This is a genomic window from Leuconostoc sp. JNUCC 76 (assembly GCF_053667755.1).
On sequence record NZ_CM132206.1, the window covers coordinates 61,060 to 80,643 of the forward strand.

The following is a 19,584-nucleotide window of genomic DNA, read 5'->3' on the forward strand; positions in this document are numbered from 1 at the left end:
TCGTTAATATATTATGTGTTATAAATTAGATTATACACATAATTAGTGTAAATGAAAACAGCAGTGGGACTGTCTCAGTGTCACTGCTGTTTTGGTAAGTTAAAAATTAACTGACAAAGTATTTTAAAATTTGCGTCTCATCAAGGGCTTTTTTTTCGTCATCGCGCACATCAAGTACAATATTACCGGCATTTAAAATAATCAACCTATTGCCATATTTCAGCGCATCGGCTAAATTGTGTGTAATCATTAAGGCAGTCAGATTATTTGCAGTAACTTGCTCATTTGTTGCAAACATCAGCTGCTCAGATGTTTTGGGATCAAGTGCGGCGGTATGTTCATCTAACAAAAGTAGTTCTGGTTTAACACGTGTAGCCATTAGAAAACTTAGTGCTTGACGCTGACCACCGGACAGATCACCGGTTGCTGTATTAAGACGACGGTCTAAATTATTGCCCATGACCTTGGTTAATTCAGCATATTCAGTCAATTTTTTTTGTGTTAATCCACGACTTCGTAACGTACGCTTGCTGCCTCGCTTTTCGGCAAGAAGTAGATTTTCAGCGACCGTCATTCTAGGCGCAGTACCCATCTTAGGATCTTGAAAGACACGAGCAATGTAATTTGTGCGCTTAACGGCAGTTTCATGAGCAATATTATTACCGTTATGCAAAATTTCACCAGATGCTACTGATAGGTTACCTGCAATAGTGTTAAATAGTGTTGACTTACCAGCACCGTTAGTGCCCAAAACGGTGATGAAATCTCCATCGTAAATATCGAAATTAATTGACTTTAGTATTTGAATACTATCCCCAACTGTGACAATGACGTCTTTAAGAGAGAAAACTGGTTTAGTCATGTGGCGTAACACCTTTCTTAATTATTTTATCGAGATTCAGCGCATGGCGTAGTTGCGGTAAAATCATAGCAACAGCTAAGACGAGAGCTGAAATAAGGTTGATGTCGTTAGTAGAAAAACCAAGTCGAAGGACAGCTAATAGGACTAAACGGTATAGAATAGAACCGACAATAACAGCGACTAAACGCTCATTTAGTGTTAATTCACCGAAAACAACTTCGCCGATTATAATTGAAGCTAAAGCAATAACAATAATGCCAATACCCATGTTGATGTCAGCATAACCATTATTTTGTGCGATAACAGCGCCTCCAAAAGCGATAAGACCATTGGACAACATTAGTCCCATGATTGTCATGCGGTCCGTTTGAATTCCAATTGATTGAGCCATGTTAGGATTGTCACCGGTAGCAATAAAGGCTTGTCCTAATTCGGTTTGCAAGAAAAAGATTAATCCTGCTGTGATTACAGCAATAATAACCAAGCCTAAGAAAACAGAGTCAAAATATTTTGGTAAGTGTTGCAATATTTTGATAGAGAAAATTGACTTTTGATTTAGCAATGAGATATTTGCTGAACCCATAATACGGAGATTAATAGATAATGTTGCCGTCATGACTAAGATACCAGATAAGAGGATAGGAATTTTTCCTTTGGTATAAAGTAACCCAGTGATTAACCCAGCAACTGTGCCAACTAAGAAGGCGGCAATGGTCGCGATAAATGGATCAATTCCATGAGCAATCATCGCTACTGCTGTTGACGCACCTAAGGGGAAAGAGCCTTCAACAGTCATATCTGGAAAGTTTAAAATTCGAAATGTAAGAAACAATGCGACGCCAAGCACTGCCCATAGGAGGCCTTGCCCGATACTAGATACAATCATACTCATTTGAAGACTTCTCCTTTAGTTTCAGCTTCCTTAACCATGCTCTTTGGCAAAGTAATGCCGAGCAGTTTAGCTTGTTTTAAGTTAATGGTCATTTCACCCTTAGTAATGGTTTTGACAGGGTAGGTTGCAGTGTTCTTACCCTTTAAGACTTGTCCGGCCATGACACCGGCTTGATAACCTATATCATACTGGCTAACAGATATAGTGGCGATTCCACCATCCTTCACCATAGTATCCACGGCAGGGATAACTGGGATTTTTTCTTGGTTGGTGACGTTAATGAGTGTTTTCATAGCACTTGCAACGCCGTTATCTTGTGGTGCATAGATAACATCAACTTGGCTGGCCATTGTTTCGGCAACTTGTTGCATATCGTTAGTTGTTGAAATAGTGTACATTTTAACAGTGTAGCCTGCTTTTTTAGCCAGCTTTTCCATGTTTTTAGCATTATATTCACCACCATGATCTGATGTTGTGTAAATAATACCTAATGTTTTAGCTTTGGGAACGACTTGTTGAACCACATCTAAATGTTGCTGCAGAGGAGAGTCACCAGAAACACCAGTTACATTATTTCCCGGGCGTTGTGTTGTTTTGACTAATCCAGACCCTGTAGGATCAGTAATTCCGGCTAGAATAACCGGATTATTACCATCAGCTGTTTTGGCTAATGATAGGGCAGCTGGCGTGGCAATGCCTACCGTTAAATCAGCATTTTCATTTGCGAATTTTTGAGACATTGTTTTTAAATTTGATTGATCAGACTGGGCATTTTGATAGTCAATTTTAATTTTTTTACCGGAGTAGCCCTGAGACTTTAGCCCAGCAACGACGCCATGGTGAATTTGATCTAAGGCTGGATGTGTAACTAGTTGTAAGATACCGACTGTGGGCACGTATGTTGATTTGTGTTCTTGTTTAGATGGTTTGCTAGTGACTACAAAAGCTACAATCAGAAACGTAACAATAACCGCAATCGTTGATAGAAGACGTTTGTTCATGATATTCTCCAAATTCTCTCTAAAATAAAAATGACCTTGTTCAGCCACGCAAGGCTTTTCAAGGTCAAAAGAAAAGTCTGCATGGCATATTTCCATACAGACTCGATTGTTACAAAAAATAGTCGGTATGGATAAAACAAATGTTTTAAACATCAGCTTTATCCGTTACCGAAAAGCTGACTTTACCGACGCCACCAAGCATTGTTAAGTTGTGTAACTAAATTTTGCATAATTATCTCCGAGTTGTTTATGAAATAAGAATACTAAGAATTTGATGAGTTGTCAATAGTTTTTTTAAAATAAAAAATGTATCAGTATGTGTCCTTTTAAAATAGTATAGAATGCCTAAAAGTTTTTCTCTTAAGAAAAACTGAAAGAATAAGCAATATTTATGGATATAATAAAGATAAAAATATTATGTTTATTGCCAACGTAAAAAGAACTAACTAAAAGAAAGTCATATGAATGATTTGGTCAATGCTTTTTTAGAAGTCAATAATTGAGTACGAGTGACAGGGTTGTCGCGTAGTATGATTTCTAAATTTGAAAGAGGACAGACAGATATTCAGTTGAGTAGCATGATTCAAATATTTAGTGCTGTGTCGTTAATCTTAGATGACTTATGTCATGAGAGACTATTTGACGAATTTTTAATGAATTGTGCGAAACAGCTTATCGATTTCAAAATGACCACATCATGTTACAACAAATTTTAGATGAAATATGTAGCCGTGATTTTTTAATACGACAAGAGGAAATTTTAAAATTAATTTTGCAGACGTGTATCATGTTTCTGTTCATTAGGAGGTTATATTTAGGTTACTGTATCCTATAAAAAGATTATTCTAAGGAGAATGTTGATGAAAATATTGTTATGACGGGTGGGAATTGCCATTGCTAAAGAAATAGCAAACGAAGGACATAACATGATTATTGTTGGTCGTCATGAATATAAAGCCCATGTAGCTCAGAAGAAGCTGGGAAATAATGTTAAAGTAATTATCGGCGATCTATCCAACGAAGCTGAACATAAGGGTGTGATTGATGAGATTAAAAGGCAGTTTTCACATATTGACGTGCTAATTCATAGTGCAGGTGTTCTCCCACGGAATGCGATTGAAAATATCCATGTGAATCTATTGCCACATTATTTTTTGATAAAAATGGTAAAACAGTACTGCTTGATAATTAAGAAGTATAATTTAAAAACAGCAGAAAAAATTTTGGCACCATACTTGAGTAAGATAACTACTTATTAGGAACGGATTATATTGTGGATTAATGAACCGGTTGTTATTATTCTATTGACTTAAATAGTAATAATTACTATAATTAAAAGTAATTGTTACTATTTATTGAAAAGGAAAAAATAATGGCAGAAAAAAATGATTTAAGCAGTGCATACCGACGATTAAAAAGTCCGAACGCGAAGACAAGAGACCGTGCTTTGAAATTATTAAAAGAAATCAAGGCTAAAAAGTCACAAAAAATTAAATAGTTGTTCAATATGTTCAAAGGCATCGTATATTATGATGCTTTTTTGATTGGGCGCATATTTTATAACCGTTTAGTGCATTTTTATAACCGTTTATGTTATTGAAGTAGAAGAACTAAATCAAGTGTATATAGTTATTGTTATATAGATTAAAATACAACAAATTTTAAAGGGAGGATGAAAAACATCAAATCACATTAGAAGGGATAATTATCAAAATCATCTGATGTTTTTGTTTATGTTTTGAAATTTAGATTGATCGTAATCGTGCTGATTGTTGTTTATAATTGGGGAATTGTATGAATTGATTTTGAAAAAATACATTTCAGGTGATAATGTGCATGTGCCATAGAACTTTTTTATGGTGATTCAGTCTAATACTTGGGACACTTAATTTGAATCATAAAGTGTTCTTGCTATTGCAGTGAGCTAATGGGGAGAAGGATATGAAATGAAATCGTTATTTATTCAAGTTCATTACCTTTGCATGTGTAGTTCTATCTTCAAAATTGGAAGAGATGGACAATTTTCGAAAAAGCTAGTATGTTAGATCACGATTTTATATTGATCAACTTTGGAAAATTTGTTGCACTATAAAAAATTTTTGGAATAGTTATAGGTCCACAATTGAAAAACATATCAAGGGGGCTATGTTTTTCAATTATGGTGGTCTGTGATGATAAAGAACAATTGATATTGGGGTTCATTATCATGTTGTGATTGTGTCCTATTCCTTCAATCACGCTAAAAGAATGCGTATAGGAATCCAAAAAACGTATCAGCCTTGAGTAAAGGGTGATACGTTTTTTTAGGTTGTGCACGCTATTGATGAATCAACGTATTTTTAATGTACGAAATCCAAGTGCTTTTCCCTGTAATGATACTAACTGTTCCAGTTTGTCCATAATGAATATTTTGATAGTCTTTTGGACGTAAGTTTAATATTGCACTGACCTGATAAAAATTACCGTCTTTTGTTGTAATAGGATTAGCAGGAATATTTGTAATATTGCCTGGTATCACCATGTGTTTGCTATTTTTTTCTGTTAAATGATAACGTATTGATTGATTTTCCACTATCTCTGAAATTTCATTTGCAGAGATATAAAAACTAACTTTTAAGTCAGGAATTTTTTTGAGACTTGGATATATTTGTGCAACATTAGTTCCTTGAGGAATACTAGTTAATTTTGTTTTGTTGATTAGTAAATTGACCGTACCAGATTCAGTAGCGATGATAGTATTTTTGCTACTTGTTTCTGTTGCAACGTGTTGTATTTTGGTCTGTTCAATTTCTTGATTAAGTGTTTCTAATTCTTTGGTAATAGAAGCTAGTTGTTGTGATTTTAGTTCGCTGAGCTTGTTTGTGAGCGCATCCTCTGCTAAATTGGTGGAAGAAAAACCGGCATATTGTGTTTTATAGCTAGTTAGCGCATCATTTATTGCATCTATTTGTTGTTGAATATTAGTTACAGTTTCATTTTTTAATTTATCTACCTGTGAAGTTGGTAACTCTTTTGATTGATGTTGGTAGTCTAAGAAGGTGTTGTAGTAGGCATTTTTAGGTGATAGGCTTGTGTTTTTTATTATGGCATTAATCAGGTCTTGGTACTGGTTAAGCTCTGAATTTTTCTTATTTATAGCTTCTGATATAATCGCTTTTTGCTGTTTGACGTGGTCTTGGTCATTGACTTGTTGTTGATGGTCTGTCGTCAGACTGCGTTGTTGAAAAAGATAACTTTGGTATGAAGTGGAACAACCATAGTTATCGTCATCAGTAAATAAATTTTGATTCTGTTTTATGCTGTCTTTATAGACTGTGAGTGCTTGTAAATGTTCTTGCAGATTTTTAAGTGATGATTTTTGTAATTGTAAATTAGTATCTGATTCAGTATTTTGATACTGTATCAGGATATCTCCAGCAGTGACTTCCTTTTTTGTAAGTAATTCATTTTTAATGATGGGATTATTACTTGTGGATTGTATCGTTCTAAGTGTTTTAATCGGTGCTATTTCTCCTGTGCTTTTAATAACTGTTTCTTTATGCGTAAGGCAAGCAAGCAAAATAAGTAAGACCAAAAGAATGAGTGTTGGAAAAATGATGAGTGTTGTGAAGTTTTGATATCTTTTAGTATAAAATTCTGAGCTTTCTAAAAGCCTCTCGTTAAACATGGTTGTACCTCCCATTATTAATGCTTTACAAGATGATAGTATTTTGATTTTTTATGTATAAGTTCAACATGGCTACCATCTTCACTGATGATCCCTTTTTCAAGTAGAATAACGCGTTGGACTTTTTCAGCAATGGTCAGGCGATGTGCAATAAAAATGATTGTCTTATTTTTAAGCGATAGTAAATTATCAATAATCTTTTTTTCAGTTGCGACATCAAGATTACTGGTTGATTCATCCAAAATAAGTATTTGAGAATTACTAAGGAGGGCTCTAGCTAAAGCGATACGCTGCTTTTGGCCTCCAGACATGCCGCCTTCCTCTGAAATTTCGGTTTGATAACTCTGTGGCATATTTTCGATGTCGTCTTTAATGTCAGCAAGCTCAACAGCATGTAGGATGTCTTCTTGTGTTGTATTTTCACGGGCGCCTAGTGTTAAATTATCTAATATGCTTCCAGTAAATATGTATGGGTTTTGCGGTAGATAAAGAATATGTTGTCTTAAATTTTGGCGTTGAACGTGTTTAATGTTTTGTTCACCAATAAAAATGTTTCCAGCACTAGGTGATATAAAATTAACAAGGAGTTTGGCTAATGTTGACTTACCGGAACCACTAACACCGACCAGAGCAATTTTTTCACCAAAGGGAATTTTAATTGAAAAGTGGTCTAATATGTTCTTTTGATAACCATATTGATAGCTGACGTCGTCAACTGTAATGTTATGAGGGTTGTTATGATGAAGTTCTTGTGATTCTGATGTTTTAAACTCTGATTTTACAAGATAAACTTCGTTTAATCGTCGGTTGGCAACCGTTGCCGTTTGTAATTTCGCCTGCAAGTTAATAATATTTTGGAAAGGTTCAGTAAAGTAGCCCAGTAATGCATTATAAGTAACTAACTGACCGACACTAATTTGATTACTAATCACTAGCTTGGCGCCTAACCATAAAACGAGTACATTGATAATGAGTTGAGTTGCTTGTTTAATACTATTTTGAATGGCTTCACTTTTTTGATGGGCAAAGGACTTTTTTAAATAATCGACAAATTCACGATCAATTTTTTGATAGCTTGTCTTCTCGCTTGTCAAAGATTTTATGGTTTCAATACCATTGATGTCTTCAATAATAGATGAGCTCAGCGTTGCATTACTTGCCATCTGTTCTTGATTTAATCGTTCAAATGGCCTCATGAAACAGTAGACAATCAATAAGTAGATAGGAAAAGAGACCAGAGATAGTAGAAAAAGCTTTGTATTTTGAATTGCTAAAACGCTGCCAACAATTATCGTGATACCTAAATCTAAAAAAAGTGAGAGAATTGTATTTGCCATGGCATCAATAATGGTATTGGCGTCATTAAAACGCGTTACAATTTCACCTGTTCGACGTGTGGCAAAGAAATTAACAGGTAGTTCGAACAAGTGACGTATGTATGAAAGTATGACTTCAATCGATAATCGTTGTCCCATAATAGTTAACAAATAGGTTCGAGCAAAACTAAGTAGCTGTTGTAACACATAGGTGGCAATGAGCCCTAATGAAACAACGGTTAATGTGTTAGACATAGCACTAGGAATATAAGCATCGATTACTAGTTGCATATAATAGGAACCGGCAATACTAATTAAAGTGACTAGCAAAGAAGCGACGACAATATTAGCAATTAATCCTTTTTGTCGACTAATAATTGGCAAAAAGGATAGGATACTGTTTTTATTTTCTTTAAAAGGTTTATATTTGGGTGAAGGCGACATGAACAATGCTACACCAGTCCACTCTTTGGAGAATTCCTGTAACGTCATTGCGGTTTTACCAACTGTTGGATCTGGATCTGCAATAATAACTTTGTTTTTAGTGAATCCGTACACTACATAATAATGTAAATATTGACCTTTTTTCTCAACATGAACGATAAACGGTAGAGGTAAATCTTTTATGTCGAACAAGGTCAAGTCAGCTTGAATTGGACGGACATCCATATTAAATGATTCAGCGGCTTTCACTAAGCCTAGCGCCGTTGTACCTGATAAGGATGTTTGACAGCGTTCGCGAATGTTAGCTAATGAAACATCTGAGCCGTGTCGCTTTAAAACCATAGCTAGTGCTGCTACGCCACAATCTTTTTCTTCAAGTTGTGATATATAATGAAACTTTCTCATGCTTATGCGCTCCTATAAAAATAACTTTAAAAGTTTATTTTATAGTGAGAATGGTATTTTGTTATTAATTGATCATAATTGGCTGCTATTTTGTGTTGAATGGTGAACTTTTAACCATTCAATGTAATCAAATGATCATTTAGTGTATGATGTATTCATTATTCATTCATTGTTGTATATTTAATGTATTCGTTGCACAACGATAGAAAGAGGCTATTGTTATAATGTGAAATAAGTTCGGAGTACTTTTAAAATGAAATTGTTTGTTTTTATATGTAAACACATACACAAGAAAATTTATTAATGGATTGCGGTGCAATTATGTTTCGATTTTTTTAATACCTGTAACCATAATGGGAGAAAAAACATCTTTATTAACTGCTATTATAGCAGCAGTCATATTTTGGATATTTAATTTCCTTTTAAGTGGTTTTATTTGTAAGTTTAAAGAGTGTTAATTTATTGTAATAGCTTCATTCTTTTTAGTAATCTTGTGTGTCTTATGTATAGTGAGTGATAGCTTGTAAAATTAAGCCGAACAATTGAACAAAAATTTTGTGGATTTTTCAGGGGTAATTGACTAAAACCAACTATAAAGAATTTTTCATTTATAAATTAAAAGTATTGTCCATTTTATTATCATCATGTATAACACTTCACATGGAATATTTTATTTAAAGGAGAGTTTATGAACTCACAATCATTGACTAGTTTGTCTGAATTTGAAACTATTGATAACGGACAGCTTGAACAAATTGAAGGTGGTATTTTCCCACTCATCATCGGTGGGGTAGTTATTACCAAGGGAGCGGTTATAACAGGTGGTTTATTAGCGGGAGCAGCGGGAGTTGGAGCATATGTTGGATATAAAGCAAAGAAAAATGGATAGTTTTAAAACTTTGGATCACTCAGAACTTCCTGAAGTTGTTGGTGGCGTGGTGCCAATAATAGTGGGTGGCGCTGTAGTTCTGAAGGTGGCTGCTGGTATGGGTGGTGCTTTTGCGGCTGGATATACTATTGGATACGCACTCACAAAGAAAAAGTAAGGTAAATAAATTATGACTATAACAAGCAAAAGTGTTTTAAAGATTTTTAGTTTGATATTTGTTATTTTACTTAGTGTTACTGCATTGCTTATATATACTAACATCATTGATAGTATCAAAAATTTTTATATATTATACATTTTGTCATTGCTTGCTTTATACTTTAGTTGGACTTGAAAATTAGAATGAGCTTATATTGTGGATAACTGCGATGTAAGTTCTTTTTTTGGAAAATAAATTAATTTTGTCAATTTTATTGAGCAATTAAGAATAGTAAAAAATATACTCTTAAGAAATTAAATTATATCCTACAAATAGACGAACATGATTGTGGTGTAGACGCCCTAGCTAGGGTTTATTTGATAAAAAATTATCCTATCCCTTTATTGCTTATTTCGTAAACTAGAAAAGCACCACCATTATCATTGCTTCTGGTTGTTATTTTGTGTTGAATGGTGAACTTTTAACCGTTCAACATTTCAACATGACCATTTGTTCCATTTATCTATAAAGACACAACAGGTTAGTGTATATTTAGTTCTATCGCTGCGCAGCGGTTAAGGAATTAAATGACATGGAATTAGAAAACATTAATGGTGGATGGTCACCACACGGTTTTGCTATTTCCTTTGTACTTTGAGGGGCAGTGGGTGTGGGTGACCCAATATATCAATTCGGTATGGACCAAGGATATCGAAATAATAAAAAGTAAGATTAGATTTATTTAGGAGGGTATAACGTATGGCATTATTTAAGGAATTAAGCAACAAGGAATTAGTAAATGTAAATGGGGGAGTAGTCCCAGTAGCTGTAGTTTTGGGTGTCCCAACATTAGCACTTGGAATATACCAGGCTGGATATGCGGCAGGAAAAGACAGATCCCAAGCTGGCTTACGCCGATGAAATATCTACTGTTGTTTTTACAGTGTCTAATATTTACCGCTTTATGTTTATTGGTAATATTAATAGGGTTAAGTGATCAACATCGTTTTGGAGCGGTATCATATCATGCTATGAATAATATGTTTGTTTTGTTGATGCTTCTCCAGTTTGTGTTATTTTTAATACCCAATAAATTATTAGGTGCATTCGAAAACAGTTTGTCCGAATATTTGAGAAAAAAATCATTATGGAAAATTGTTGTTTGGACAGGAATAAGTGGTGGCATATTGTCGTTGAAGGAAATAGTTTGTAACAAATTTTAAATTTATGGTAGATTGTAAAATTAAACCGAACAATTGTACGTTAAAACCAAATATTGAGGTCGTTCTCAACCACCACGAAAGGTCTTTCAGCAATTCTTCGTGTTCTATTAATTCTTGCAATCTACGGTGTTTATTAAGTAGAAGGGGAAGATTGGCATGAGTTTGAAAAATAATATTGTTGGATTTAATAAGTTAGATAGTGAAGAGCTTAAAAATATTAATGGTGGGTGTTATCCATTGTTAATTATTGGTGCACTTGCTGGAGTTGCTATTAGAAATGCAATTAAAAAATAGAAAAGGATAAAATTATGCATAAAAATAACCTAATTAACTTTTCTAATTTTAGTCAACTTGATGAATATCAATTGGCTAGTGTCGATGGTGGATTTATTCCGGTTGCTGTTTGGGCATTGTGGGCTGGTGCGGGTGCTGCAGGGTTCAGTGGGGGAATCGCAGTTGGATTGAATAAAGTCAATAGAAATAACTAGAATAAATGTTCGAAAGGTGGTTGTGACAATGCTTAAAGAATTATATGAGTATAGATATTGGATATTGTTTTTGGTGGTGGGATGTATTGGATTTTTTTGTGGAATTGCAGTAGGTCTTCAACACGTTAATTCTATAGGTTAATGATCGAAAGGGTTTTAATATGACTGATTTAAATAAAAAATTGCAAAATAGTTTACACAGTTATGATATTTGGGATACACAACAATTGTCAGAAGTGGATGGTGGTATTGCGCCACTTTTAATAGCCGGTGGAATTGTTTTGGCTGGTGGCGGAGGTTTTGCTGCAGGATATGGCTTATCTAGATGGTTAGGCTGATTTAAAAAATGCTAAATTAGCATAATGAGCTGCTCCTATACAAAAAACGGACTAGTTTTATTCAGTGCGTAAAATAGTACGGGAGGTATTTTTTGTGTCAATTCGTTATTAACAAGATTTTAAGAGTTTTTGCAAAAAGCACTGTTGCACGTTTTAAAACGTTAAGTGTCACTTTAAAACATATATTCTCTTTTAGAAGATTATTAGTTACAGGGACAAAGTACTTTCTTATTATGGGAATTAGCCAGATAAAGTGTAATTTAAGATGATTTAAATTTATCTGAGTGCCTATTTTATTGCGTAACTTTAAAGAGTTAAATTCTGAAGAATTACTAGATTCAGGAGGAATAGCACCTCTGATTGTGGCTGGTTTATGGATCGCTGGAGGAGTTGGTGGTGCCTTTGTGTGGGGATATGATAAAGGATATCAATTTGGAAAGGATTTGGCTAAATAATAATCATGACAGATGATACGAACGCTGCAATAGCATTAGGAGCATTTATATTATACTTTGTCATTGCAGCACTACGTTTTTTTACAGATGTAGGTATCTTAAATATTATTTCTGCAAGAGACTTAGAGCAAGCATCTCATTTTTTGCTAATAATAACTTTTGTTAATTTGATTGTATGGCCATTAAAAAAAGACAGTAAATTTTCTTTTCTTCGGTAAATAGTATTATATAGTTGTCTTTTATTACATAAAATACTATTTTATATAATTCAATTGTAAAAAGGACAATCACATTACTATTCAAATTAGACAGATCGCAAGAAAGTATATGATTATTATAAGGGAAAACATAGCAAAAGTTCTCAGATTACTGCATTGTTGTTAGTGAATCACTGTTTGGAAATTATTAATTCTAGCTATTGCAGATCATACACCAAAAAATAAAAAGGCGGATTCACTGAGATGTTAACAGTGAATCCGCCTTTTTTAGTCACAGGAGGTTTCTTAATGCTTTTATTTTTCTTCGGGAAATTAGACAAGTCAGTTGATTATGAAGGATAATTTCATTATTGACTTTATCAATTTGTTCAATTTTATTAATATTTACAAGATAGGAACGATGGCTACGGAATAATCGATCATCCATCGCTTCGATATCTTGTAATCGACCTGTGAACTGAATGCGTTTATTTTTACTCACTAAAGCGATTTGTCGTGTGCCCGATATTGTTTCAAAGAAGAGAATATCATTGAAGGGTATCTGAAAATGGTATTGTGAGTTTTTGTAGTGAAATAAGTCTAGAGGCTTATCTTGATGCTTTTTTTCTACAAGATGAGTTAAGCATTCTTTTAATTGTTGCTTAAAATCACTTGATGGTTGCGTTTTATCTATAAAGTCCAGTGCAGAGATATGATATTGGAAAGTAAGTGGCAAGAATTCAGAATGAGTCGTGACAAAAATAATAGCAGCATATGGATCATGTTTTCTAATTTCTTTAGCGACCTGGAACCCTTTTTTATCTGATCCTTTGATTTCAATATCGAGAAAGTATATGTGATGCGTTCCATTACTAAGTAAGTGTTGTGATAACTGTTCTGGCTTTGAGTAAGTGTTAATCTGTTGGCATGACCAATTATTTTCCTGGACTAATTCGTTTAAGTAGTGTCGCAATTTTTGTTGCTGTATGATATCATCTTCTAAAATGTTGATGTGCATAAAATTTATCCTTGTGTAATCAATGTCTGTCGGAATCGATAATTACTGCATTCGGTTTCTATATGTGCTTGTTCATAATTACTTAAGATATGTTGCATATTGCTCAATCCAATGCCACGATTAGCTCCTTTGCTGGTTACGCCATCGTGAAAAACATGGCTGATATTAATAAATTCTTGATTAGTGGAATTTTCAATAATGAGACGGTGCTCCTGCTTAACATTATCTGTAATAAACGCAATATTAATAAAAGCTATTGAGCATGCTTCGCTTGCTTCAATAGCGTTGTCCAACAAAATACCCAGCATACGAATATAATCAAAAACGTCAACGTGACAAGTGGACCATTTTTGTTCAATTTCGAATTCTATATGAATACCTTTTTCTAGTGCTAAAATAATTTTATTTGATAGAATACTTTTGATAGCGGGGATGTCGATTTTTGTTAATGATCCTAAGGTGTGATTCCCGTGATTCAATACATTCGAGGAGTTTTTTAATACATCTTCATATATAGAACGAATCTGATTGATATCACCGGCTTGTATACTTGTTTCTAAACTGACAATTAGGTTGGCATAATCATGACGAAAGCCATTGATACTTTTATAGAGATCTTCGATTTGTGTTGTATAGGTTGTTAAATGATCTAATTGCTGTTGCTTTTGCTGTGCTAATTGAAAGTTGAAATAATTTTGGGTAGTATTCTTAAGATAAACCAATAATGATATTAAACTAACAACAAAGAACATATTAACAGCATTTTTATATGAAGCATTGTTAAATTGGTACGTCAATAAATAAAGTATTAGGCTAGTAGATAATAGTGAATTGATAAATTTCAAACGATTGCTTTTTTGTAAATGTTGGTTTTTTCGTATAATTTCTAGATTTGGTGCAATCAGTTTGATGACACCAAACTGTATAATACCTATGAGTATTGGTGTTATCATCGTATCGTAAATAGTTATGATATTATTTTCCAAGAGGTATGTTATTCTAAGCCACTTGCCGAGTGACTGAATTATGGCACCGAAGGCTGATACAGATACAATGGTATATAGTGCGTAAAAAGCGATAAGATTAAGGTTTTGTTTTTCTTTGTTTAGTGAGACGTTAAGTAATATTAGAATAAGGATATGTATTATCCGAGCTGGAATACCTAACAATGAAGTTGTCAACAGTTCGGTTAAGATGAACAGCAAGTAAATTTTAAAGCGTATCTTAGTTCTACTTATAGTGCAAAACATGATAAATTCAATACTTGATAAACTACAAAACCCCAGTAGAATGTGAGTAACTGATAAAATGTACATAATCATCCCCCTTGATTATAATTATATTTTACAGTAAAAGATAAACGTTTACCACAAGTGTTTAAGTAGTAACCATTTACCACATTATAACAACCGTTTATGAACATTTTATTGTGATAAAATGCGATATTAAGGAAAATAATAAGTAAATATAAAGTATAATTTGAGGAGAAAAAAATGTTTTGTTTAGAACGATTTGAAGAGTTAGGTCAAGACCAATTAGTTAGTACTACAGGTGGAGATTGGGTTTCGTTTTTTAGCAATAGGTTAGCCACCAAAGGACACATTTTGAAATGAAGGGCAACTAATTTTTTAGCTTACATAGATACCTCGGACAAGGTTAATTACTTGTCTGAGGTATTTTTAAACAATAAAATAGATTTGATATCACCCAGTAAACTAGTATAATAGCATTTATAATTACAACATGACAAAATTTAAATGGGAGAATTATGAATAAAGTATTATCTATCGGTGGATCAGATACAAGTGGTGGCGGTGGTATAGAGGCGGACATTAGAACTTTCGAAAAATACGACATATTTAATTTGGTTGCTATTGAAAATATTGTTACTATGACACCACAAACATGGGCAGTTACGCAATACACAGTACCTAATACTCTGTTTGCGGCTCAATTACAAACAACATTGGCGGTTGATTTAGCTGCCATTAAAGTTGGTATGGTTTCAGATGTTGATAATTTCAATACATTGGTTGGCTATCTAGAAAGCGTGAACCCCAGTGTATTGTTAGTGGATCCCGTCATGGCTACAAAATTGTCAATCGATAATGATCGTATGGTTGATCTAGAGACCTACAAAGCAGAGTTGTTAGCCAAAGCTGACATTATTACGCCAAATATTTTGGAAGCAGCTATGTTAACGGGAGTGGAGTCTATTAACAACGTTTCCGAAATGAAAGTAGCCGCTGAAAAGTTGTCTAGCTATGGCATTAAATATGTTGTCATTAAATCGGGTAGTAGGTTTGATGATAATCTAGCTACAGACGTGCTGTATGATGGTACTACTTTTGAAATATTCCAACGTGAATTGATAGCAACTGATTACAATCATGGTGCAGGCTGTACTTTTTCTGCAGCTGTATTAGCGAACATTGTGAAGGGGTTGCCGATACACGAGGCGGTTCTTGATGCTAAAAATTTTACATTTCAGTCGATAGAAAATGCGGTTAGAGTCAATCAATTTGTAGGCCATGTTTGGCAAGGAGAAAATGGTCATGAGGCAACAAAATAGGGTAGTCATAGATATTGTGTTAGTTGCTTTATTTACTAGTATTACATTTGTTGCGACCAGTATACAGGTTCCAATGCCGGCACTGATAGGAAAACCATTTGTGCATTTGGGTAACTCAGCAGTGCTTCTCTCAGTGCTTTTATTAGGCTATAAACGGGGTGCATTGGCCGGTGGCTTTGGACTAGCATTATTTGATGTGATGCATGGTTATGCCACGGAAGCACCTTATTATTTTATTGAGTGCTTTATTGTGGGTGGTATTGCAGGTTATGTATTTTCATTAGTAAACTATAAAAAACATGGGACTAATTTAAAATTAATTCTTGTTATTTTTTCAGCTGTTTTTACCAAATTAGTAATGACAACGGGGCATAATTTTGTGATGAGCTTATTTAAAGGAATGACACTCCAACCGGCAGTAATAGCTACTATTTCATCTCTTTTTCCTACTATAATTAATTGTATTACGACATTAGTTACTGTCTTTGTGATATATCGAGTACTAGCTGAACATTTCAAACGATTATTTGTGAGAAATAATTTTAGTTAAACTTCGACTTATTGATAAAAAGCTATTATCTTACTATTTATAGGATAGTTTTTTTTTGCTCATAATAGTTGCGATTAACGCAGCTAAACATATACAACTCCATTTTTGTTTCTATGTATACTAAGTGTAACGAGTATAGAGGAAACGTAGATTATAAGGAGTATATTATGGGATTTTTCAAAATTCTGCATGATTATGTTAAAGATAATTATGAAAATGGCATATATAGAGAGAATGAGAAGTGGTTTCAAAAGGATAAAAATAGTGTGGATGACTATCAACTAGGGTATGAACAAGCAAAACGTGATTATCACAAACACCATACTTTTAAGCGGTTTCCCGCTACTGCTGCTAATTTCATTAATATCGTTGCTAATAACAAAGCTGCTGAAGTATCAAAATTTATTAATGGCTATGAGAATGCTAAACACGATATTCTCACAAAAAAGACGTTTTAATTTTGGAATACAAGTTTTTTCTGATGGTAGTTTAAATTGACTCTAAAACGACTGAAGTATAGTAAGATAAAGATATATTTAGTATTAAACATGGTGATTGTCATAAAATGAGGGGAGCAAATATGGTCAAATTTAATTTTTCATGTACCAATATTGATAATTTGAAAAGTGTATATGATTTTGTAGTTATTGGGTCAGGTGCCGCAGGCATGACTGCGGCCATTCAGGCGCAAGAGTTGGGGCTGAATGTGGTTATATTTGAAAAGTTAAATAACCTAGGGGGTAATTCGATGCGTGCGTCTACTGGTATGAATGCTGTTGAAACGATGACACAATTAGAGTATCAGATAATTGACTCGCAGGAATCATTTTATGAAGAGACACTGAAGGGTGGGAAAGGTAGTAATAATAAGGAATTATTGTCATATTTCGTGAGACATACTGAATCTGCAATTGAATGGTTGTCTCATCATAATATTGAATTAAATGAGATTGTATCGACAGGTGGTATGTCAAAAAAACGTGCTCATCGACCGAACGGTGCCACTGCAATTGGCAGTTATCTTGTAAACGGGCTGCAACAGCAGTTAGCGGAAAAACGCATTCCCGTCTTTAATCAGACAAAAGTCTTAGCTTTAGTTAAGAATGATGGTCATATCTCTGGGGTTGAGATTGAGCATCCGCAAGCAGGTAAAAAGGTTATTAATACCAAAGCAGTTTTGATTGCTAGTGGTGGGTTCGCACAAAATCGTGCAATGATGTCAGTATATGCTCCTGATTTATTAAGGTTAGGAACGACAAATCATCCCGGTGCGACTGGTGATGGTATTAAGCTTGCAACAGCAGCAGGTGGCGCACTGGTAGATATGAACAAAGTACAAGTTCACCCAACTGCTCAGCAGGACACGGATCATGTTTATTTAATAGGTGAGGGGTTGCGCGGTGCTGGTGCTATTTTGATCAATCGTTCGGGCAAACGTTTCACTAATGAAATGGCTACCCGTGATCAGGTGACTAAGGCCATTGATGATCTGCATCAGGATGGAGCGACACTAATATTTGATCAGGGTATTCGCGAAGTATTTAAAGCAGCCGACTTTTATGTTGCCATGCGGTTAGCTGTTTCAGGAAATACAATATGTGAGTTAGCGGAGAAAATAGGTGTAAACCCCAATAAGTTGGAAGAAACAGTAAGTAGTTGGAACATTTATCAAAAAACTGTTGAGGATATAGCATTTGATCGCCAAACAGGCATGGATCGTGGTATTGAGAAGTCGCCTTATTATGCGATTCATATTAAACCAGCCGTTCATTATACAATGGGCGGAATAAAGATTAACAGTTTAACTGAAGTTTTAAATGAGATAGGTGAAACAGTACCAGGATTATTTGCTGCTGGTGAGGTGGCTGGTGGATTACATGGAGATAATCGCATTGGTGGTAATTCAATTTCCGAAACAATTGTTTTTGGTCGACAGGCGGGCAAGCAAGCTGTAAAGCATGTTCTGAGTTTGTCATAAATTAAATTTTTGAGAGAAACGTGGAAAGACTATTGGTGAAAAAATAGTCTTTTTTAGTATGCAACTACTAGTTGCGATCAGCGCAGCTAAAGGGATACAGGGATATTGCGTTTTTGATGGTCAAGTGAACTTTTTTACGTATAATAAAATCTGTGAACAACAAAGTGAAGGGAATTAAAATATGGAAAATATATTCAGTTATCAGCTCAATATGTTACGGCAGAAGAAAAGTTTATCACAGGAGCTTATTGCTCAAAAGTTATATGTTTCGCGTCAATCCGTTTCAAAATGGGAACGTGGGGATGCTGAACCAGACATTGATAAACTTATCGCGTTAGCGGACATCTTTGGAGTTGATTTAAATTATTTATTGGCCGGACAACAGAGTCCAGACGAATTATTATTGAAGTTGATGGCCGTTCGTAAACGTTTTAAAAAACCAGTATTAAATGGCGTGAACTTAAAAATTTATGGTAAGGATCGCATTGCATTATTAGGGAGCAATGGTTCAGGTAAGTCCACTATTGTAAATATCATTGCAGGGATGCTGCGGCCAGATGCAGGTCACATCGAAAGATTATTTGATCCCAAAGAGGATTTAAATGTTATGCCTCAAGAAAATGTTTTAATAGAAACGCTTCGATTAGCAGAACATATAGCTCTTTCTGCTGGCATTCATCGTATTTATTCAACGCAATTTGTTAGTGGGTTATTGCAGAAGTTTCATTTGGAAGAACAAGCTAATGTCAGAATTAGTGATCTATCTGGCGGTCAAAAAAGAAGACTTGCCTTATTGTTAAGTGTAATGAGTTCTTCAAAGCTTTTGATTCTAGATGAACCGACAGTTGGCATGGATTTAGAATCTATTGATTTCTTTTGGAATTATATGGATCATGTGGCTGGTAGCGTCTTGACTATTACACATGATTTTAATCAAATTGATCGGTATTTTAATCGTGTTTTATTATTAAAAGATGGCGTGATTGTACAAGATGAAAAAGTGACGAAAATACATTCTAATAATCAGACGATTGAAGAATGGTACCGCAAGTATAACAATAACTAGAGGTGATGTAGGATGATTACATATATAGAATTAAAGGAAACGTTTCGTAACAGACGATTTATTTTATTTACACTTATTTCACCA

The 19,584-nt window shown here is 34.3% G+C and carries 23 protein-coding genes; 16 read left to right on the top strand and 7 right to left on the bottom strand.

From position 1 onward, the window contains the following. Window positions 1–106: 106 nt before the first annotated feature. Genes JNUCC76_RS00365 through trpX form a run of 3 tightly spaced genes read right to left on the bottom strand, consistent with a single transcriptional unit; the run spans window position 107 to window position 2,755 of the window. Window positions 107–862, bottom strand: a complete 756-nt coding sequence (locus tag JNUCC76_RS00365) for an ABC transporter ATP-binding protein (RefSeq protein ID WP_454154922.1) — start codon at window positions 860–862, stop codon at window positions 107–109. After that, window positions 855–1,754 (bottom strand): ABC transporter permease, encoded by a 900-nt coding sequence (locus tag JNUCC76_RS00370; RefSeq protein ID WP_454154924.1) that lies wholly within the window; start codon window positions 1,752–1,754, stop codon window positions 855–857. Before JNUCC76_RS00370 ends, JNUCC76_RS00365 begins: the two co-directional genes overlap by 8 nt. Further along, window positions 1,751–2,755, bottom strand: a complete 1,005-nt coding sequence (gene trpX / locus JNUCC76_RS00375; RefSeq protein ID WP_454154926.1) for a tryptophan ABC transporter substrate-binding protein — start codon at window positions 2,753–2,755, stop codon at window positions 1,751–1,753. The genes JNUCC76_RS00370 and trpX overlap by 4 nt, the downstream gene beginning before the upstream one ends. Before the next feature lie 881 nt (window positions 2,756–3,636). On the opposite strand from trpX, the gene JNUCC76_RS00380 reads away from it, so the two are divergent. Together JNUCC76_RS00380 and JNUCC76_RS00385 are read left to right on the top strand one after the other, a co-directional pair. Then, window positions 3,637–4,014: an SDR family NAD(P)-dependent oxidoreductase gene (locus JNUCC76_RS00380; protein ID WP_454154928.1), complete on the top strand. Its 378-nt coding sequence runs from the start codon at window positions 3,637–3,639 to the stop codon at window positions 4,012–4,014. Between the two features lie 113 nt (window positions 4,015–4,127). Continuing rightward, a complete protein-coding gene (locus tag JNUCC76_RS00385) occupies window positions 4,128–4,253 on the top strand; it encodes a putative metal homeostasis protein (protein ID WP_454154930.1) in 126 nt (41 codons plus the stop codon). Window positions 4,254–5,072: 819 nt separating this feature from the next. Here JNUCC76_RS00385 and JNUCC76_RS00390 read toward each other — a convergent pair. Further along, the gene (locus JNUCC76_RS00390) at window positions 5,073–6,422 is read right to left on the bottom strand and encodes a bacteriocin secretion accessory protein (protein ID WP_454154932.1); all 1,350 of its coding nucleotides are present in this window, start codon (window positions 6,420–6,422) and stop codon (window positions 5,073–5,075) included. A gap of 17 nt (window positions 6,423–6,439) precedes the next feature. Continuing rightward, window positions 6,440–8,587 carry a peptide cleavage/export ABC transporter gene (locus JNUCC76_RS00395; protein WP_454154934.1) on the bottom strand — a complete coding sequence of 716 codons (2,148 nt, stop codon included), beginning with the start codon at window positions 8,585–8,587 and terminating at the stop codon, window positions 6,440–6,442. Window positions 8,588–9,275: 688 nt separating this feature from the next. Here JNUCC76_RS00395 and JNUCC76_RS00400 point away from each other — a divergent pair. The 9 genes from JNUCC76_RS00400 to JNUCC76_RS00440 all read left to right on the top strand — a co-directional run bounded on the left by JNUCC76_RS00400 (window position 9,276) and on the right by JNUCC76_RS00440 (window position 12,337). Continuing rightward, a complete protein-coding gene (locus tag JNUCC76_RS00400) occupies window positions 9,276–9,476 on the top strand; it encodes a ComC/BlpC family leader-containing pheromone/bacteriocin (protein ID WP_260342250.1) in 201 nt (66 codons plus the stop codon). Further along, complete coding sequence (locus JNUCC76_RS00405; protein WP_072612879.1) at window positions 9,469–9,633, top strand: class IIb bacteriocin, lactobin A/cerein 7B family; 165 nt, start codon at window positions 9,469–9,471, stop codon at window positions 9,631–9,633. Before JNUCC76_RS00400 ends, JNUCC76_RS00405 begins: the two co-directional genes overlap by 8 nt. Window positions 9,634–10,207: 574 nt before the next feature. Next, entirely contained in the window at window positions 10,208–10,273 is a 66-nt protein-coding gene (locus tag JNUCC76_RS00410; protein ID WP_454156497.1) for a class IIb bacteriocin, lactobin A/cerein 7B family, read from the top strand. Between the two features lie 101 nt (window positions 10,274–10,374). Next, window positions 10,375–10,536 carry a class IIb bacteriocin, lactobin A/cerein 7B family gene (locus JNUCC76_RS00415; protein ID WP_454154936.1) on the top strand — a complete coding sequence of 54 codons (162 nt, stop codon included), beginning with the start codon at window positions 10,375–10,377 and terminating at the stop codon, window positions 10,534–10,536. Window positions 10,537–10,994: 458 nt separating this feature from the next. Further along, on the top strand, window positions 10,995–11,132 hold the full coding sequence (locus JNUCC76_RS00420) for a class IIb bacteriocin, lactobin A/cerein 7B family (RefSeq protein WP_454154938.1): 138 nt from the start codon (window positions 10,995–10,997) through the stop codon (window positions 11,130–11,132). A 14-nt stretch (window positions 11,133–11,146) separates the two neighbouring features. Then, window positions 11,147–11,326 (top strand): class IIb bacteriocin, lactobin A/cerein 7B family, encoded by a 180-nt coding sequence (locus tag JNUCC76_RS00425; RefSeq protein WP_394455397.1) that lies wholly within the window; start codon window positions 11,147–11,149, stop codon window positions 11,324–11,326. A 161-nt stretch (window positions 11,327–11,487) separates the two neighbouring features. After that, window positions 11,488–11,664, top strand: coding sequence for a class IIb bacteriocin, lactobin A/cerein 7B family (locus JNUCC76_RS00430; protein WP_454154940.1), 177 nt, complete (start codon window positions 11,488–11,490; stop codon window positions 11,662–11,664). Window positions 11,665–11,960: 296 nt separating this feature from the next. After that, window positions 11,961–12,119: a class IIb bacteriocin, lactobin A/cerein 7B family gene (locus JNUCC76_RS00435; protein WP_454154942.1), complete on the top strand. Its 159-nt coding sequence runs from the start codon at window positions 11,961–11,963 to the stop codon at window positions 12,117–12,119. Between the two features lie 5 nt (window positions 12,120–12,124). Then, complete coding sequence (locus tag JNUCC76_RS00440) at window positions 12,125–12,337, top strand: hypothetical protein (protein WP_444717638.1); 213 nt, start codon at window positions 12,125–12,127, stop codon at window positions 12,335–12,337. 271 nt (window positions 12,338–12,608) lie between these two features. Here the strand turns inward: JNUCC76_RS00440 and JNUCC76_RS00445 are convergent, their stop codons facing one another. Together JNUCC76_RS00445 and JNUCC76_RS00450 are read right to left on the bottom strand one after the other, a co-directional pair. Next, window positions 12,609–13,334: a response regulator transcription factor gene (locus JNUCC76_RS00445; RefSeq protein ID WP_454154944.1), complete on the bottom strand. Its 726-nt coding sequence runs from the start codon at window positions 13,332–13,334 to the stop codon at window positions 12,609–12,611. 5 nt (window positions 13,335–13,339) lie between these two features. Further along, a complete protein-coding gene (locus JNUCC76_RS00450; RefSeq protein WP_454154946.1) occupies window positions 13,340–14,320 on the bottom strand; it encodes a GHKL domain-containing protein in 981 nt (326 codons plus the stop codon). A gap of 782 nt (window positions 14,321–15,102) precedes the next feature. On the opposite strand from JNUCC76_RS00450, the gene JNUCC76_RS00455 reads away from it, so the two are divergent. From JNUCC76_RS00455 to JNUCC76_RS00475, 5 genes are all read left to right on the top strand, one after another. Next, window positions 15,103–15,906: a hydroxymethylpyrimidine/phosphomethylpyrimidine kinase gene (locus JNUCC76_RS00455; protein ID WP_454154948.1), complete on the top strand. Its 804-nt coding sequence runs from the start codon at window positions 15,103–15,105 to the stop codon at window positions 15,904–15,906. Further along, entirely contained in the window at window positions 15,890–16,456 is a 567-nt protein-coding gene (locus tag JNUCC76_RS00460; RefSeq protein ID WP_454154949.1) for an ECF transporter S component, read from the top strand. The genes JNUCC76_RS00455 and JNUCC76_RS00460 overlap by 17 nt, the downstream gene beginning before the upstream one ends. A gap of 167 nt (window positions 16,457–16,623) precedes the next feature. Beyond that, entirely contained in the window at window positions 16,624–16,914 is a 291-nt protein-coding gene (locus JNUCC76_RS00465; protein ID WP_454154951.1) for a hypothetical protein, read from the top strand. Between the two features lie 122 nt (window positions 16,915–17,036). Beyond that, window positions 17,037–18,434 carry a flavocytochrome c gene (locus JNUCC76_RS00470; protein ID WP_454154953.1) on the top strand — a complete coding sequence of 466 codons (1,398 nt, stop codon included), beginning with the start codon at window positions 17,037–17,039 and terminating at the stop codon, window positions 18,432–18,434. 181 nt (window positions 18,435–18,615) lie between these two features. Continuing rightward, on the top strand, window positions 18,616–19,500 hold the full coding sequence (locus tag JNUCC76_RS00475; protein ID WP_454154955.1) for an XRE family transcriptional regulator: 885 nt from the start codon (window positions 18,616–18,618) through the stop codon (window positions 19,498–19,500). Window positions 19,501–19,584 lie beyond the last annotated feature (84 nt).